15 protein-coding genes are annotated in these 14,532 nt (G+C 71.4%); 4 read left to right on the forward strand and 11 right to left on the reverse strand.

Going from position 1 to position 14,532, the window contains the following annotated elements:
- Nucleotides 1–100: 100 nt before the first annotated feature.
- Nucleotides 101–1,132 (reverse strand): TerC family protein, encoded by a 1,032-nt coding sequence (locus FJ694_RS13685; protein ID WP_157267791.1) that lies wholly within the window; start codon nucleotides 1,130–1,132, stop codon nucleotides 101–103.
- A gap of 106 nt (nucleotides 1,133–1,238) precedes the next feature.
- The gene (locus FJ694_RS13690; RefSeq protein ID WP_157267792.1) at nucleotides 1,239–1,673 is read right to left on the reverse strand and encodes a TerB family tellurite resistance protein; all 435 of its coding nucleotides are present in this window, start codon (nucleotides 1,671–1,673) and stop codon (nucleotides 1,239–1,241) included.
- A gap of 144 nt (nucleotides 1,674–1,817) precedes the next feature.
- Between FJ694_RS13690 and FJ694_RS13695 the strand changes: the two genes are divergently transcribed.
- Together FJ694_RS13695 and FJ694_RS13700 are read left to right on the forward strand one after the other, a co-directional pair.
- Nucleotides 1,818–2,717 carry a LysR family transcriptional regulator gene (locus tag FJ694_RS13695; protein ID WP_157267793.1) on the forward strand — a complete coding sequence of 300 codons (900 nt, stop codon included), beginning with the start codon at nucleotides 1,818–1,820 and terminating at the stop codon, nucleotides 2,715–2,717.
- Between the two features lie 129 nt (nucleotides 2,718–2,846).
- Nucleotides 2,847–3,272, forward strand: a complete 426-nt coding sequence (locus tag FJ694_RS13700; RefSeq protein ID WP_157267794.1) for a hypothetical protein — start codon at nucleotides 2,847–2,849, stop codon at nucleotides 3,270–3,272.
- Between the two features lie 597 nt (nucleotides 3,273–3,869).
- Here FJ694_RS13700 and glmS read toward each other — a convergent pair.
- Nucleotides 3,870–5,699 (reverse strand): glutamine--fructose-6-phosphate transaminase (isomerizing), encoded by a 1,830-nt coding sequence (glmS, locus tag FJ694_RS13705; protein ID WP_157267795.1) that lies wholly within the window; start codon nucleotides 5,697–5,699, stop codon nucleotides 3,870–3,872.
- A gap of 145 nt (nucleotides 5,700–5,844) precedes the next feature.
- Here glmS and FJ694_RS13710 point away from each other — a divergent pair, with 145 nt between their 5' ends.
- Entirely contained in the window at nucleotides 5,845–6,324 is a 480-nt protein-coding gene (locus tag FJ694_RS13710; RefSeq protein WP_157267796.1) for an Lrp/AsnC family transcriptional regulator, read from the forward strand.
- Between the two features lie 337 nt (nucleotides 6,325–6,661).
- On the opposite strand, the gene FJ694_RS13715 is transcribed toward FJ694_RS13710, so the two are convergent.
- The 8 genes from FJ694_RS13715 to FJ694_RS13750 form a co-directional block, all read right to left on the reverse strand.
- A complete protein-coding gene (locus FJ694_RS13715) occupies nucleotides 6,662–7,843 on the reverse strand; it encodes a class I SAM-dependent rRNA methyltransferase (RefSeq protein ID WP_157267797.1) in 1,182 nt (393 codons plus the stop codon).
- Nucleotides 7,844–7,912: 69 nt separating this feature from the next.
- Complete coding sequence (locus FJ694_RS13720; RefSeq protein WP_157267798.1) at nucleotides 7,913–8,896, reverse strand: tyrosine recombinase XerC; 984 nt, start codon at nucleotides 8,894–8,896, stop codon at nucleotides 7,913–7,915.
- Nucleotides 8,897–8,898: 2 nt separating this feature from the next.
- On the reverse strand, nucleotides 8,899–9,594 hold the full coding sequence (locus FJ694_RS13725; protein WP_232540019.1) for a DUF484 family protein: 696 nt from the start codon (nucleotides 9,592–9,594) through the stop codon (nucleotides 8,899–8,901).
- Nucleotides 9,591–10,448, reverse strand: a complete 858-nt coding sequence (gene dapF, locus FJ694_RS13730; protein ID WP_157267799.1) for a diaminopimelate epimerase — start codon at nucleotides 10,446–10,448, stop codon at nucleotides 9,591–9,593. Before dapF ends, FJ694_RS13725 begins: the two co-directional genes overlap by 4 nt.
- 65 nt (nucleotides 10,449–10,513) lie before the next feature.
- Nucleotides 10,514–10,789: a hypothetical protein gene (locus FJ694_RS13735; protein WP_157267800.1), complete on the reverse strand. Its 276-nt coding sequence runs from the start codon at nucleotides 10,787–10,789 to the stop codon at nucleotides 10,514–10,516.
- A 24-nt stretch (nucleotides 10,790–10,813) separates the two neighbouring features.
- Complete coding sequence (locus tag FJ694_RS13740) at nucleotides 10,814–11,131, reverse strand: hypothetical protein (RefSeq protein ID WP_157267801.1); 318 nt, start codon at nucleotides 11,129–11,131, stop codon at nucleotides 10,814–10,816.
- Between the two features lie 97 nt (nucleotides 11,132–11,228).
- A complete protein-coding gene (locus FJ694_RS13745; RefSeq protein WP_157267802.1) occupies nucleotides 11,229–12,113 on the reverse strand; it encodes an LpxL/LpxP family acyltransferase in 885 nt (294 codons plus the stop codon).
- Nucleotides 12,110–13,018 (reverse strand): lysophospholipid acyltransferase family protein, encoded by a 909-nt coding sequence (locus FJ694_RS13750; RefSeq protein ID WP_157267803.1) that lies wholly within the window; start codon nucleotides 13,016–13,018, stop codon nucleotides 12,110–12,112. The genes FJ694_RS13745 and FJ694_RS13750 overlap by 4 nt, the downstream gene beginning before the upstream one ends.
- Nucleotides 13,019–13,183: 165 nt before the next feature.
- On the opposite strand from FJ694_RS13750, the gene metK reads away from it, so the two are divergent.
- Nucleotides 13,184–14,362: a methionine adenosyltransferase gene (metK, locus tag FJ694_RS13755; RefSeq protein WP_157267804.1), complete on the forward strand. Its 1,179-nt coding sequence runs from the start codon at nucleotides 13,184–13,186 to the stop codon at nucleotides 14,360–14,362.
- The last annotated feature ends 170 nt before the right edge of the window (nucleotides 14,363–14,532 follow it).

The following is a 14,532-nucleotide window of genomic DNA, read 5'->3' on the forward strand; positions in this document are numbered from 1 at the left end:
GCTGCCCAGAAGACCCGCGCCCTCCCGGCGTCGTCCGGGAGGGCGCGGTTGCTTCGGCTTCAGCACCGCGCGGCGGCACCCCTGGCGGCCGCCGCGGCCGTCACGGCTGGCGCGCCGGCTCGGCCGATCGGGCCAGGCGCTCGTCCGACTCGTCGTCCGCCGCCGTGGTCGCCTGCTCGCGCGTCTTCCACAGCGACACCAGCACGCCGCCGGCGATGAGCGCGCCCGTCACCGACAGGCTGATCACGGGCGGGATCTTGCCGATGATGTTGACCAGGAAGATCTTGCTGCCGATGAACACCAGCACCAGCGCCAGCGCGTACTTCAGGTAGGCGAAGCGGTGGATCATCGCCGCCAGCGCGAAGTACAGCGCGCGCAGGCCCAGGATCGCGAAGATGTTGCTGGTGTAGACGATGAAGGGGTCGGTGGTGATGGCGAAGATCGCCGGCACCGAGTCCACCGCGAACACCAGGTCGGCGAACTCGACCATGCACAGCGCCAGGAACAGCGGCGTGGCCCACAGCACCGGCTGGCCGCTCACCGGGTGCGGGCGGCGCACGAAGAAGTCGTGGCCGTGCAGCTCGTTCGTCACGCGCATGCGGCGGCGCAGGAACTTGAGCAGCGGGTTGCCCGCCAGGTCCATCGGCTGGGAGGCGCTCATCCACAGCATCTTGATGCCGGTGAGCACCAGGAAGGCGCCGAACAGGTACAGCACCCAGCTGAACTGCGTCACCAGCGCCGCGCCCAGACCGATCATGAGCGCGCGCAGCACGATCACGCCCAGGATGCCCCAGAACAGCACGCGGTGCTGGTACTTACGCGGCACGGCGAAGAAGCCGAAGATCAGCGCGATCACGAAGACGTTGTCCATCGACAGCGACTTCTCGATCAGGTAGCCGGTGAAGTACTCCGTGCCGGACTGCGCGCCGAGCTGGTGCCAGATCCAGGCGCCGAAGATCAGGGCCACCCCGATGTAGCCGGCCGACAGCCACAGGCTCTCGCGCACGTCGATCTCGCGGTCGTCACGGTGCAGCACGCCCAGGTCCAGCGCCAGCAGCAGCACCACGATGGTCAGGAAGCTCAGCCACAGCCACAGCGGCTGGGTCAGGAACGGGGTGTGAAGGAATTCCATTCAGGGTTTCCAGGGGCAGGTATCGGGAAGTGTTGAAGGGGGTGGCGAAGGCGCTGTCCGCGCCGCCCGGGCCAGTGCACCGGGCGGTGCGGGCTTCAGCAGTGAGTCAGGCCGCGGCGCGCGGCGCTTCGACCCAGTCAGGGCGCGGCAGCACGTGGGGCAGGTTCCACCAGGCGGCGACCGTGGCCAGCAGCACGGCCTCGCCCTCGGCGACGTGGCTGTCGGCCTCGGCCAGCTGCTCGCAGCACTGCAGCACGCGCTGCTGCAGCACGGGGTCACTGACCTCGTCGAGCAGGCCGGTCAGCGTCGCCTGGCTGACGCGGCAGACCTCGTCCCAGGTCATCCAGGGCGAGGACTGCAGATCCTCGCAGCAGTCGTACAGCACCTCCATCAGCTCCGAGGGCAGCAGCCCGAGCTGTGCCGCCATCTGCTGCTGCTCCATCGCCATGAACTCGTCGTGGGAGAGGTTCCCGTCGGCCAGCATGGTCAGCGCCACGATGCGGGCGGCGGCCTGGGGGCTGTTGTGCGGGTAGCTGCGCATGAAGAACGCTCCTTGCGTGAAGACTGGTTGCCGTGGACCGGGTGCCCGCCGCGATGGCGGGCACGGGGTGCAAGGTAGGCGGCGGGAACCTTCCATAAAAGCAGCCGATCACAGAGCCACCTTCCACAAAAACCTGAGGAACCCATGGCTCCGGACTTCAGCTACCGGCACTTGCACTATTTCTGGGTCGTGGCGCAGGAGGGCGGCATGGCGCGCGCGGCGGCGCGGCTGGGCGTGGCGGTGCAGACCGTCAGCGCCCAGGTGCGCGAGCTCGAGCGCGCGCTCGGCCACACGCTGCTGCGCCCGCAGGGCCGCGGACTGGCGCTGACCGAGGCCGGACAGGCCGCGCTGCGCCAGGCCGAGCAGATCTTCGCGCTGGGCGCGCAGTTGCCCGCGCTGGTGCGCGAGGCCGCCGGCACGCCCTCGGTGCGGCTGCACGTGGGCCTGTGCGACGGGCTGCCCAAGCTGGTCGTGCACCACCTGCTGCAGCCGGCGCTGGCGCAGCCCGACCTGCGGCTGCTGTGCCACGACGGCGAGTTCGATGAGCTCCTGGCGGCGCTGGCGCTGCACCGGCTCGACCTGGTGCTGGCCGACCACCCCGCCCCGCCGCACCCGGGGCTGCGCATCCACGGCCAGGCCGTGGGCCGCTCCACCATCGCCTGGTACGCCGCGCCGGTGCTGCAGGCCGCGGCGCGCGAGGACTTCCCGCGCTCGCTGGCGCGGCTGCCGGTGCTGCTGCCCACGGGACATTCGGCCATGCGCGGCGCGCTGGAGCGCTGGTTCGAGCGCGAGGGTCTCCAGCCGCGCATTGCCGGCGAGTTCGAGGACAGCGCGCTGCTCAAGACCTTCGGCGCCGGCGGCCTGGGCGTGTTCCCGGCCGTGGAGATGGTGGACGAGGAGTTGCGCCGCCACTACGACGTGGCCCGCGTGGGCCGCTGCGAAGGCGCCGAGCAGTGCTACTTCGCCTTTCGCACCGAGCGCAAGGTGCAGCACCCGCTGGTGCAGCGCGTGCTGGACGCGGCCGATGCCGCAAGGCAGCAGTGACCTATTGCGCAGGAAGGGGCTTTGCGTGCGGCGGGGGTGAATTCGTACCGCGGCGGGGCGCGGCGCATCTCCTAGAGTGTGGGTCCGTCGCCGCGCTGGATCGACTTTCGCGCCGCCCGTCAACAGAACATGACCCAAGAAAAGAACCCTTCCGCAGCCCCATCTCTCGGCCTCCTGGCACGGCTGCCGTGGTGGGTTGGCGTGCTGCTGGCAGCGGCGGCTTTCCTGTCGCTGCACCAGGCGGCCGGCGTCGGCCAGGTGCTGGTGCCGCTGCTGTGCCTGGTGCTGGCCGCCGGCTCGGCCTGGCAGCGCCGGCTGGCGGCGCGGGAGTTGACGCTGTCCAGGAACCCCGAGGCCGACGGCCTGGACACCGTGGACGCCGCCGACCCGCTGCACGCACCCGTGCAACCCGACTTCGAGGACACCGTGCCGCCCTGCCCGCTGTGCCACGGCGCCATGGTGCGGCGCGCGGCGCGCGGCGGGCCGGACGCGGGGCGGGTTTATTGGGGGTGCATGAATGCGCCGGCTTGCGGGGGCAGGCTGGACGTGGAGTGAAGAGTTCCCGGCGTTGATCCAACGCCCTTGCGCCGGCCAAACAGGCCCGTTGCCCCCCGCATCACCCGTTTCCCCGCCCCTTCGCGGCGCACCCTCCTTCGCCGCAGCCTGTCGGCTGTGCAGAAGCAGGTCATGCGAGCCGGGCCATCGATCGCGCCGCGGCGCCGGGAGCCTTCCCTCAGGGGCGGCGCTTCTTCTCCTCTCGTCGCTGCTGGTCGCCGGCGCCCATGCCGGCGCCGCAGCGTGATGCAGGCGCTGCACGCGCCCGGCTTCGGCGACAGCAGCGCCCGCAGCATCAAAGAGCTGGGTCAGGTCGGCCTGCAGGGCTCCGACCGCGACGGCGCGGGAAGCCTTCGGCTACTCGAATCGGGCCGCGGCTTCGCCGACGTGCAGGACATCAACGAGCGCGACTGGATCGTGGGCACCGGGGACACGCCGAACACCGGCGGCCCCGCCGCCTGCCTGGCCGTGCCGGTACCCGAGCCCGGCGCCATGGCGCCGTGGCTGGCCAAGCTGAGGCTGGGGCTGGTGGGCGCTGCGGCCCGGGCCCAGCCCGGGGCGGCGCGCCGGCCTGAGGGTGGCCGGCGCCGCGGCGGATCACTCCACCGTCACGCTCTTGGCCAGGTTGCGCGGCTTGTCCACGTCCGTCCCCCGCGCGCACGCCGTGTGGTAGGCCAGCAGCTGCAGCGGCACCACGTGCAGGATCGGGCTGAGCGCGCCGTAGTGCTCGGGCATGCGGATCACGTGCATGCCCGGGCCGTTCTCGATGCGGGTGTCGCTGTCGGCGAAGACGAACAGCTCGCCGCCGCGCGCGCGCACTTCCTGCAGGTTGCTCTTGAGCTTCTCCAGCAGCTGGTCGTTCGGGGCGACCGTGACCACCGGCATCGCCGCCGTCACCAGCGCCAGCGGGCCGTGCTTGAGCTCGCCCGCCGGGTAGGCCTCGGCGTGGATGTAGCTGATCTCCTTGAGCTTGAGCGCGCCTTCCAGCGCCACCGGGTAGTGCAGCCCGCGGCCCAGGAACAGCGCGTTCTCCTTGCGCGCGAACTCCTCGCTCCAGGCGATGACCTGCGGCTCCAGCGCCAGCACCGCCTGCACCGCGGCGGGCAGGTGGCGCAAGTTGCGCAGGTGCGCGGCCTCCTGCTCGGCCGTGAGGCGGCCGCGCACCTGCGCCAGCGCCAGCGTCAGCAGGAACAGGCCCACGAGCTGCGTCGTGAAGGCCTTGGTCGAGGCCACGCCGATCTCCACGCCGGCGTGCGTGAGGAAGGCGAATCGGCACTCGCGCACCATCGCGCTGGTGGCGACGTTGCAGATGGTCAGCGTGTGCTCCATGCCCTGCGCGCGCGCATGCTTGAGCGCGGCGATGGTGTCGGCCGTCTCGCCGCTCTGGCTGATCGTCACCACCAGCGTCTTCGGGTCGGGCACGCTGTCGCGGTAGCGGTACTCGCTGGCGATCTCGACGTTCGTGGGAATGCCGGCAATCGACTCCAGCCAGTACTTGGCCGTGCTGCCGGCGTAGTAGCTGGTGCCGCAGGCCAGGATCAGCACCTGGCGCACGTCCTTGAACACGTGCTGCGCGCCTTCGCCGAAGAGCTCGGGCTTGACCTGCTCGATGCCTTCGAGCGTGTCGGCGATGGCGCGCGGCTGCTCGAAGATCTCCTTTTGCATGTAGTGCCGGTACGGGCCCAGCTCGGCCGCACCGCTGTGCGCGTGCACGGTGCGCACTTCGCGCTGCACCGCGCGCCAGCCGCCGTCGGCCTGACGCGCGCTGATCCAGCTCTTGCCCGGCTGCAGGTCCACCACGTCGCCCTCTTCCAGGTAGACGATCTGGTCCGTGACACCGGCCAGCGCCATGGCGTCGGAGGCCAGGAAGTTCTCGCCCTCGCCGATGCCCAGCACCAGCGGCGAGCCCTCGCGCGCCCCCACCACGCGCTGCGGCTCGTCGCGGCAGAACACGGCGATGGCATAGGCGCCGCGCAGCCGTGCAGTGGCGCGCTGCACGGCCTCGAACAGGTCGCCCTCGTAGAGGTGGTGCACCAGGTGCGCGATGACCTCGGTGTCGGTCTGGCTCGCGAACTCGTAGCCGCGGCCCTGCAGCTCGGCGCGCAGTTCCTCGTGGTTCTCGATGATGCCGTTGTGCACCAGCGCGATGCGGTCGCGCGAGAAGTGCGGGTGCGCGTTGTGCTCGGCAGGCGCCCCGTGCGTGGCCCAGCGCGTGTGGGCGATGCCGGTGCTGCCGGCCACGCCGTCGTGCGCAATCTGAGTGCCCAGCTCGGCCACGCGCGCGGTGCTGCGCGTGCGCCGCAGCTCGCCGCCCTGGTGCACGGCCACGCCGCAGGAGTCATAGCCGCGGTATTCCAGCCGCTTGAGACCTTCCACCAGCACAGGAACGATGTCACGCCCGGCGACGCCGGCCACGATGCCACACATGTTGAAACTCCCTCGATGTTCGGTGGACGGCATGGTACGCCGGGCACAGCGCAAGGTGCTTGCATATTTCGCCAATTATTGGTAGATAATTTCAAGAACTAAAAATGACGCCAATTTATTTCATTTTCTGGCTTGAAATGAAAGAATGCTCTCAATGATCGACCTGGACGATACCGACTTGAAACTGCTCGACCTGCTGCAGCAGGACGCTGCGCGCTCGAACCAGGCGCTGGCCGAGGCCGCCGGCATCTCGCCGGCGACCGCGCTGCGCCGGGTGCGGCGCCTGGTGGAGGCCGGCGCCATCGAGCGCGTGGTGGCGCTGGTGGCACCCGCGCTGCGCCCGGACAGCCTCACCGCCATCGTCGAGATCACGCTCGACCGCCAGGACGAGGCCAGCCGCGGCGCCTTCGAAGCGCGCGTGGCCGCCGACGCCGCGGTGCAGCAGTGCTGGCGCCTGGCCTCGGGGCCGGACTTCGTGCTGGTGCTGTGGGTGCCGGGCATGAGCGCCTACCAGGCGCTGGCGCAGCGCCTGTTCACGCAGGACGCCAACGTGCGCAACGTGCGCGCGTACTTCAGCGCCCGGCGCGCGAAGTTCGAGCCGCGGCTTGATTTGGGCTCGTCATAGGCAGCCCATGCCGGGAGACGGGCAGGCTGCCAGCCAGGGCATCGTCATGCCCGCGAAAGCGCACTGCGGTCCGGGAACGATTCAACTTCTGGCATCCCGTCAGCCACGACGCTTCGCACCCCGATCCGTCATTCCGGCGAAAGCCGGAATCCACGCGCACCGTAGCCGTGGAACGGCTGACGTCGGCACGTGCCGGCGCCGGCCATCGAGGCACCCCGGCATTCGTGGATTCCGGCTTTCGCCGGAATGACGAAGTAGGTGCGGGATGCCCGTGCTGACGGGATACGAAGTTCTGTCTCCGGCCCGCATCCCTTTCGGGCGACACGGCCCTCAGCCCTTACCTTTTCAAGATCGCCAGCCCCTTGAGGTACTCCCCTTCCGGGTAGGCCAGCGTGGTGGGGTGGTCGCAGGCGGCTTCCAGCCGCGCCAGCAGGCAGCCGTCCACGCCGGCATCGGTGCCGGCGCCGGCCACGATCTTGTGGAACAGGTCCGCGCTCACGCCGCCGGAGCAGGAGAAGGTCAGCAGCAGCCCGCCCGGGGCCAGCAGCATCAGCGCCAGGCGGTTGATGTCCTTGTAGGCACGCGCGGCGCGCTCGGCATGTGCGGCGGTCGGCGCGAACTTGGGCGGGTCCAGCACGATGGCGTCGAAGCGCTCGCCGCGCTGCAGGCAGCCGCGCAGGTGCTGGTTGACGTCAGCATCCACGAACTCGGCGCGGCTCTCGTCGAAGCCGTTGAGCGCCACGTGCGCGCGGGCGCGCGCCAGCGCGGGTGCGGAGGAGTCCACGCTGACCACCTGCTGCGCGCCGCCGGCCAGCGCCGCCACGCTGAAGCCGCCGGTGTAGCTGTAGCAGTTGAGTACGCGCTGCGCGCCCAGCCGCTCGACCCACTGCGCGAAGAGCCGGCGGTTGTCGCGCTGGTCCAGGTAGTAGCCGGTCTTGTGCCCTTCCGCCACGTCCAGCGTCAGCCGCCAGCCGTGCTCGCGGATGGTAACTTCCGTGGCCCCTTCCCCGCGCAGCCAGCCGGTGGCGGGCTCCAGCCCTTCGAGGCCGCGCACGCCCACGTCGGAGCGCTCGTACAGGCGCGTGAGACCCGTGGCCTGCAGCAGCGCGTCGGCGATGACGGGCTTCCAGCGCTCCACGCCGGTGGCCAGGAACTGCGCGCTGAGCACGTCGGCGTAGCGGTCCACGACCAGCCCGGGCAGGCCGTCGGCCTCGCCGTGCACCAAGCGCACGCCGTCGCTGTCGATGGGCAGCCGGCCGCGAAGCTGCACGGCCTGCTGCACGCGGCGCTGGAAGAAGGCGGCGTCGATGCGCTCGGCCTCGTCGAAGCTCCAGGCGCGCACGCGGATGGAAGAGCTCGGGCTGTAGGCGCCCCAGGCCAGGAAGCGGCCGTCGGGGCCTTCCACGCGCACGGTCTCGCCGGGGTCGGCCTTGCCCTTGGCGATGGAGCCCTCGAACACCCAGGGATGCCTGCGCAGCAGCGAGCGCTCCTTGCCCTCGCGGATTCGGATCGATTTCATGGGGCCGGATTGTCCATGCCGGCACCGCGCCACCCCGGTGTCACGGGACTTGCACGGCCGTGAAGCCCGTCACTCCTTCTTCTTCGCGCGCGGATGCGCCGCGTCGTACACCTTGGCCAGGTGCTGGAAGTCCAGGCGCGTGTAGATCTGGGTGGTGGAGATGCTGGCGTGGCCGAGCAGCTCCTGCACCGCGCGCAGGTCGCCGCTGGACTGCAGCAGGTGCGAGGCGTAGCTGTGGCGCAGCATGTGCGGATGCACGTTCGTGGGCAGCCCGGCCTGCAGCGCCTGGCGGCGCAGCCGCGAGCGCAGCTGTGAGTCGGTCAGGCGTGTCCCACGCCGGCTCACGAACAGCGCGCGCTCGCCGGGCGCGGCCAGCAGCGCGCGCTGCGCCAGCCAGCGCCGCAGCGCCGCCAGCGCCGCGCTGCCCACCGGGCCGCTGCGGCGCTTGGAGCCCTTGCCCAGCACGTGCACGGTGGCGTCTGCCAGGTCCACCCAGCCCGCGGCGCCCTCGCCGGGCCCGACGTCCAGCCCGATGAGCTCGCCCACGCGCAGCCCGCAGCCGTAGAGCAGCTCGACGATGCAGTGGTCGCGCGCGGCCAGCGCCGGGTCGGCCTCCGTGGGCTCGTGCTCGGCCAGCGCCACGGCCTGCTCCACCGACAGCGCCTTGGGCAGCGGCTTGCCGGCCTTGGGCGCGCGCAGCCCGGCCACCGGGTTCAGCGCCACGTGGCCGTTCTGGCCCCACCAGCGGTAGAGGCCGCGCCAGGCCGAGAGGATCAGCGCGATGCTGCGCGGCGCCAGCCCGCCGGCATGCAGCGCCGCTATCCAGCCGCGCACGTGGTGCGGCTGCGCCTGGCGCAGCACGACGCCATCGGCGCCGGAGAGCGCCACCAGGCGCTGCAGCGCGTCGCGGTACAGCGCCAGGCTGCGCGGCGCCAGGCGCCGCTCCACCTCCAGGTGGTGCAGCCACTGCTCCAGCTCGTCGGGCAGCGCGGCGGGGGCGGTGGTGTGAGGGACGGAAGTGCCGGGTGCGGCGACCTTGGGACTGCGCGCCATGCTCAATGCGGCAGCAGCCGCGCCAGCGCCGCGGAGGCGATGTCGCCGATGCGCACCAGGAAATCGACGCCCATGTCGCTGGCAAAGCGCGTGGCGTCGGGCGAGCCCAGCATCAGCAGCCCGAAGGCGCCGGCCACGCTGTCGTGGCGCAGCGGGATACAGGCCAGCGACAGCGGCACCGTGCCGTCGTGCAGCCAGCGCGCGGCCTCGATGTCGCCGGTGTTGAGCCCGCACAGCGGCAGCGCCAGGCCGTTGGCGAAGTCGCGCGCCACGCCCGGCTCGGCCAGCACGAAGTTTTCACCCGCATAGGCCGGGTTCACGTTCCACAGGCGCAGCGCGGCCTGCGGCACCAGGAACTGGCTCTTCAGCTCTTCCACCAGCAGCGCGGGCAGCGCCAGCGGGTCGCGTGCCAGCATCACGGCGCGGGTCCAGCGGTGCAGCCGGTCGGCTATTGCCGAGTTCTCCTGGCCGTGGCGGATCATCTCGATGAGCCGCTGCTCCAGCCCCTTGATGCGCTCGCGCAGCATCTGCGCCTGGCGCTCCTGCAGCGACACCGCGCGCGCGCCGTGCGGGCTGGCCAGGCGGATATCGCCCAGCAGCTCGGCATGCCGGTCGAAGAAGCCCGGGTTGAGCGACAGGTACTGCGCGAGGTCGTCCTCGGTGATGCCGTCAATGCGGCCTTGAATGCCGCCGCTCACAGCTCGATCTCCCCTTCGAACACCGTCTGCGCCGGCCCGGTCATGAGCACGTGCGCGTCGCCGCCGTCCCACTCGATGGTCAGCCGCCCGCCGGGCGCGTCCACGTCCACGCGGCGGTCCAGCCAGCCCAGCCGGATGCCGGCCACCACCGCCGCGCAGGCGCCGGTGCCACAGGCCAGCGTCTCGCCGGCGCCGCGCTCGTACACGCGCAGCCGGATGTGCGATCGGCTCACCACTTCCATGAAGCCGACGTTGACCTGGCGCGGGAAGCGCTCCAGCGCCTGGATCTGCGGCCCCTCGATCTCCACCGGCGCATGCCGCACGTCGTCCACGCGCCGCACCGCGTGCGGGTTGCCCATCGACACCACGGCCACCTCGATGTCGTCGCCGTCGCCCAGCGCCAGCGGCCAGAGCTGGAAGCCGTTCAATTCGCGCGGCGCGAGGCCGTCGGGCACGAAGGGGATGCGCGCGGGCTCGAACACCGGCGCGTTCATGTCCACGGTGACGCGGCCGTCGTCCTGCAGCCGCAGCTCCAGCAGCGTGGTCATCGTTTCCACGCGCACCGTGCGCTGCGCGGTGAGGCGCTGGTCGTGCACGAAGCGCACGAAGCAGCGCGCGCCGTTGCCGCACTGCTCGACCTCCTCGCCGCTGCCGCCGTTGAAGATGCGGTAGCGGAAGTCCACGCCGGGCGTGGCGCTCCTTTCCACCACCAGGATCTGGTCGGCGCCGACGCCGAAGCGCCGGTCGCCCAGGCGGCGGTAGTGCTCGGGAGTCAGCGCCAGGGGCTGCCGCGTGGCGTCGATCACCACGAAGTCGTTGCCCGCGCCCTGCATCTTGGTGAAGCGGAGTTTCATGCGCGGGATTATCGGCCGGCGCCCGGGGACGGCCGGCCGATGCCGCAGTGGAAAACGCGCCGGGCTCAGTCCCGCCCAGCCGCGGCGATGGCGGCGAGCAGGTCGTCGTCGCTGCTGCTTTCTTCCCAGCCGCGCGGCAGCCGGATGCGCACGCTGGCCGCGCCGCCGCTGGGCGTGCAGGTGACGGGCACGGTGCCGTCGCCGGCTTCGAGCCTGTCGGCGGCGGCCTCGGTGGCGGCTTCGGACTCGGCCGCGCTGCCGCCGGCGTCGCCCAGCCCGGAGAGGGCCTGCACGCAGGTCCAGCGCGTGTTGTCGCTGTCCTGCACTTCGCGCTGCCTCATGGCGTCATGGGCCCTTCTCAGTCCTCAGCCACGCCGCGTGCTGCCGCCCTCGGGGCCCATCTGGCCGCCGCGGCTGCGCTCCTGGCTGGTGGCGCGCTCGGAGCTGCCCAGGCCGCCCTGCGAATCGACGCGCCCGTCGGTCGAGCCCATGCCGCCCTGCTCGGCGCGGCTCTCGTCGGCGCTGCGGCCGCCGAGCTGCGTGCCGCTGGTCTGGCCGGCTTGGGTGCCGCCCTGCATCTGCTTGTTGGGTGCCGTCTTGTCGCCCTGGGCGTTGGCGCTGCCCTGGCCCTGCTGGGATTGCTGCGCGGACTTGTCGTCCTGCTGGCCTTGCTTGTTGCTCATGCCTGGTCTCCTGCTGTCCGGCCGGCGCCGGGGGATGGTGAGGTCCTGGCAGGGCGGCAACCCGGGTTCCCGGGTGCCGCGGCGGTTTCAGCGCAGGTCAGCCATACAGCGACGCCTCTCCCTCCGGCCGCGTCTTGAACCGCTTGTGAACCCACAGGTACTGCGCCGGGCAGTGGCGGATCTGCTCCTCGATCCAGCGGTTCATGCGCGCGGCGTCGGCTTCGGCGTCGTCGCTGGGCCAGTCGTCCCAGGCGGGCAGGAACTTCACCTTGTAGCCCTGGCCGCCGGGCAGGATCTCCGCCACGACCGGCTGCACCACCATGTTCAGCGCGCGCGCCATCTTCGACGGCGCCAGCAGCGTGGCCGCGGGCACGTCGAAGAAGGGCACGAAGGCCGCTTCCCTGCGGCCGAAGTCCATGTCGGGCAGGTTGAAGAAGGCCCAGCCGCGGCGGATGGCGCGCACCAGCGGCAGCGCGCTCTCGCTGCGCGCGAACACCTCGCCCCGGTTGAAGCGCAGCCGGCCCTTGCGGATCTCGGCGTCCCACACCGGGTCGCTCTGCGCCTGGTAGATCGAGCCCACCTGCCGCTTCTGGAACAGCTGCGTGGCCACGCCGGCCACGTCCAGGCCCACGAAGTGCGGCACCAGCCACATCACCGGGCGCTCGCTGCGCTCGGCCAGGCCCACGTCGCCCTCGATCTGGATCAGCGCCTTCAGCCGCTCCACCGGCGCGTACCACAGCAGCCCGCGCTCCAGCAGGCTGCGAAACAGCCAGCCGAAGTGCTCGCGCACCAGCCGCTCGCGCTCGGCCGGATCCAGGTGCGGAAAGCACAGCGCCACGTTGCGCAGCGCGATGCGGCGGCGGCTGCCGGCGAGCCGGTAGGCCACCGCCCCCACCGCCCGCCCCAGCGCCGCCTGCACGCCCAGCGGCATGCGGTACAGCGCGCGCAGCATCGCGATGCCCAGCTTCGCGCCGACGCTCATCGGGTGGGCCCCTGCCCGGCGCTGGCGGCGGTGGTGGTGGCCGGGGCCGCGGCGCCGCGCGGCTTCTTGTAGCGGTGGTAGCCCCAGAGGTACTGGGTGGGGTCCTGCATGATGAGTCGTTCCATTTCCTCGTTGATGCGGCGCGCGCAGGCCTGCTGCAGCGCCTCGCTGTCGGACTCGCCCGCGCCGGGCAGCGGCTGCGTCGGGGCGCTGACGTGCAAGGTGAAACCCTGGCCGCGCGGCAAGCGCTCCGCCCACATCAGCACCCAGTCGGCGCCGGTCTGGCGCACCAGCTTGGCCGCCAGCGTCATGGTGTAGGCCTCGCGGCCGAAGAACGGCGCCCACACGCCCATGCCGTGGGGCGGCACCTGGTCGGGCAGCAGGCCCACGGTCTGGCCCTGCTTGAGCGTGCGCAGCATCTGCCGCACACCGGCCAGCGTGGCCGGCGCGGTGGCCATGCCCGGGCGCCCCCGCGCCGTCTCCTCCAGCTCGCGCAGCGCGGCCTTGCGCGAGGGACGGTAGAGCACGGTGAGCGGGTGCTCCGGGCCCCAGCGCTCGGCGAAGGCGCGCGCCGTGATCTCGAAGCAGCCCAGGTGCGGCGTGAGGATCACCAGCCCCTTGCCGCGCGCCAGCGCCTGCTCGATGAGCTCGGCGCCCTGCCAGCGGCAATAGGACGAGACCGCGCCGTCGCGCAGCCACAGCCACGGCGCCTCCGCGGCCATGCAGCCGGCCTGCGCCACCGCGGCGCGGCGCTGCGCGGCGGTCAGGCCTGCGAGGCCGGCATTGGCGCGCAGGCGCCGGCGGTAGGCGGGCGACAGCGCCCACGTCAACCACCCGAGGAAACTGCCGACAACGTGCAGTCTTCCCAGCGGCCAAGTGGCCATCCAGCGCAGAAAAGCTTTCATCTCTCAATACAATGGCGGCGTCGCCGGTTTAAAGGACAACTTGCGGGGCGACGCGGGTGCAAATCCCGCCGGGTTTGGAAGAGCCTGACAAATGCCGCTAAAGCGTTCGCCGCCTGACTCCGTTTCGGCTGGCAACGCAGCCAACCAACCCAGGAGTGTAAAAAAGTGGCGAACGACTTCCTCTTCACCTCGGAGTCCGTCTCCGAGGGTCATCCCGACAAGGTCGCGGACCAGATCTCCGACGCGATCCTCGACGCCATCTTCACGCAGGACCCGCGCAGCCGCGTCGCCGCCGAGACGCTGTGCAACACCGGCCTCGTCGTGCTCGCCGGCGAGATCACGACCAATGCGCACGTGGACTACATCCAGGTCGCGCGCGACACGATCAAGCGCATCGGCTACGACAACACCGAGTACGGCATCGACTACAAGGGCTGCGCCGTGCTCGTGGCCTACGACAAGCAGAGCAACGACATCGCCCAGGGCGTGGACCACGCCAGCGACGACTACCTCAACATCGGCGCCGGCGACCAGGGCCTGATGTTCGGCTACGCCTGCGACGAGACGCCCGAGCTCATGCCCGCGCCGATCTACTACGCGCACCGCCTGGTCGAGCGCCAGGCGCAGCTGCGCAAGGACGGCCGGCTGCCCTTCCTGCGCCCGGACGCCAAGAGCCAGGTCACGATGCGCTACGTGGACGGCAAGCCCCACAGCATCGACACCGTCGTGCTCTCCAGCCAGCACGCGCCGGAGATGAGCGACGGCACGAAGATGAAGCCCGAGTTCACCGAGGCCGTGATCGAGGAAATCATCAAGCCGGTGCTGCCTAAGGAGTGGCTCAAGGAGACCAAGTACCTGGTGAATCCGACCGGCCGCTTCGTCATCGGCGGCCCGCAGGGCGACTGCGGCCTGACCGGGCGCAAGATCATCGTGGACACCTACGGCGGCGCCTGCCCGCACGGCGGCGGCGCCTTCTCGGGCAAGGACCCGACCAAGGTGGACCGCTCCGCCGCCTACGCCGCGCGCTACGTGGCCAAGAACATCGTCGCCGCCGGCCTGGCGCGCCAGTGCCAGATCCAGGTCGCCTACGCCATCGGCGTGGCGCAGCCGATGAACGTCACGGTCTACACCGAGGGCACCGGCCGCATCCCCGACGAGCGCATCGCCGAGATCGTGCGCGAGGTCTTCGACCTGCGCCCGAAGGGCATCATCCAGATGCTCGACCTGCTGCGCCCGATCTACTCCAAGACCGCCGCCTACGGCCACTTCGGCCGCGACGAGCCGGAATTCGCCTGGGAGCGCACCGACAAGGTCGCCGTGCTGCGCGACCTCGCCGGCAAGTAAGCGCCTGATCCGCCACGGCCGGCGCCGCCGGCCCTGGCAGCGACGCCCACCGACGCCCGGCCCGGGCTGCCTTCGCGCAGCGCGGGCCGGGCGTTTCGCTTCGGCGGGCACGTGTCGCGCGCCCGCGCCACGGCCATCTCCGGGACTTCCCTAGAATCGACCGGATTTTG

This window comes from Azohydromonas aeria, assembly GCF_009760915.1.
Classification (GTDB): Bacteria; Pseudomonadota; Gammaproteobacteria; order Burkholderiales; family Burkholderiaceae_C; genus Azohydromonas; species Azohydromonas aeria.

What these genes read in the sequence shown, in the direction of transcription:
- FJ694_RS13685 (WP_157267791.1), bottom strand. Translation starts at nt 1,132, where the DNA reads ATGGAATTCCTTCACACCCCGTTCCTGACCCAGCCGCTGTGGCTGTGG.
- FJ694_RS13690 (WP_157267792.1), bottom strand. Translation starts at nt 1,673, where the DNA reads ATGCGCAGCTACCCGCACAACAGCCCCCAGGCCGCCGCCCGCATCGTG.
- FJ694_RS13695 (WP_157267793.1), top strand. Translation starts at nt 1,818, where the DNA reads ATGGCTCCGGACTTCAGCTACCGGCACTTGCACTATTTCTGGGTCGTG.
- FJ694_RS13700 (WP_157267794.1), top strand. Translation starts at nt 2,847, where the DNA reads ATGACCCAAGAAAAGAACCCTTCCGCAGCCCCATCTCTCGGCCTCCTG.
- glmS (WP_157267795.1), bottom strand. Translation starts at nt 5,699, where the DNA reads ATGTGTGGCATCGTGGCCGGCGTCGCCGGGCGTGACATCGTTCCTGTG.
- FJ694_RS13710 (WP_157267796.1), top strand. Translation starts at nt 5,845, where the DNA reads ATGCTCTCAATGATCGACCTGGACGATACCGACTTGAAACTGCTCGAC.
- FJ694_RS13715 (WP_157267797.1), bottom strand. Translation starts at nt 7,843, where the DNA reads ATGAAATCGATCCGAATCCGCGAGGGCAAGGAGCGCTCGCTGCTGCGC.
- FJ694_RS13720 (WP_157267798.1), bottom strand. Translation starts at nt 8,896, where the DNA reads ATGGCGCGCAGTCCCAAGGTCGCCGCACCCGGCACTTCCGTCCCTCAC.
- dapF (WP_157267799.1), bottom strand. Translation starts at nt 10,448, where the DNA reads ATGAAACTCCGCTTCACCAAGATGCAGGGCGCGGGCAACGACTTCGTG.
- FJ694_RS13735 (WP_157267800.1), bottom strand. Translation starts at nt 10,789, where the DNA reads ATGAGGCAGCGCGAAGTGCAGGACAGCGACAACACGCGCTGGACCTGC.
- FJ694_RS13740 (WP_157267801.1), bottom strand. Translation starts at nt 11,131, where the DNA reads ATGAGCAACAAGCAAGGCCAGCAGGACGACAAGTCCGCGCAGCAATCC.
- FJ694_RS13745 (WP_157267802.1), bottom strand. Translation starts at nt 12,113, where the DNA reads ATGAGCGTCGGCGCGAAGCTGGGCATCGCGATGCTGCGCGCGCTGTAC.
- FJ694_RS13750 (WP_157267803.1), bottom strand. Translation starts at nt 13,018, where the DNA reads ATGAAAGCTTTTCTGCGCTGGATGGCCACTTGGCCGCTGGGAAGACTG.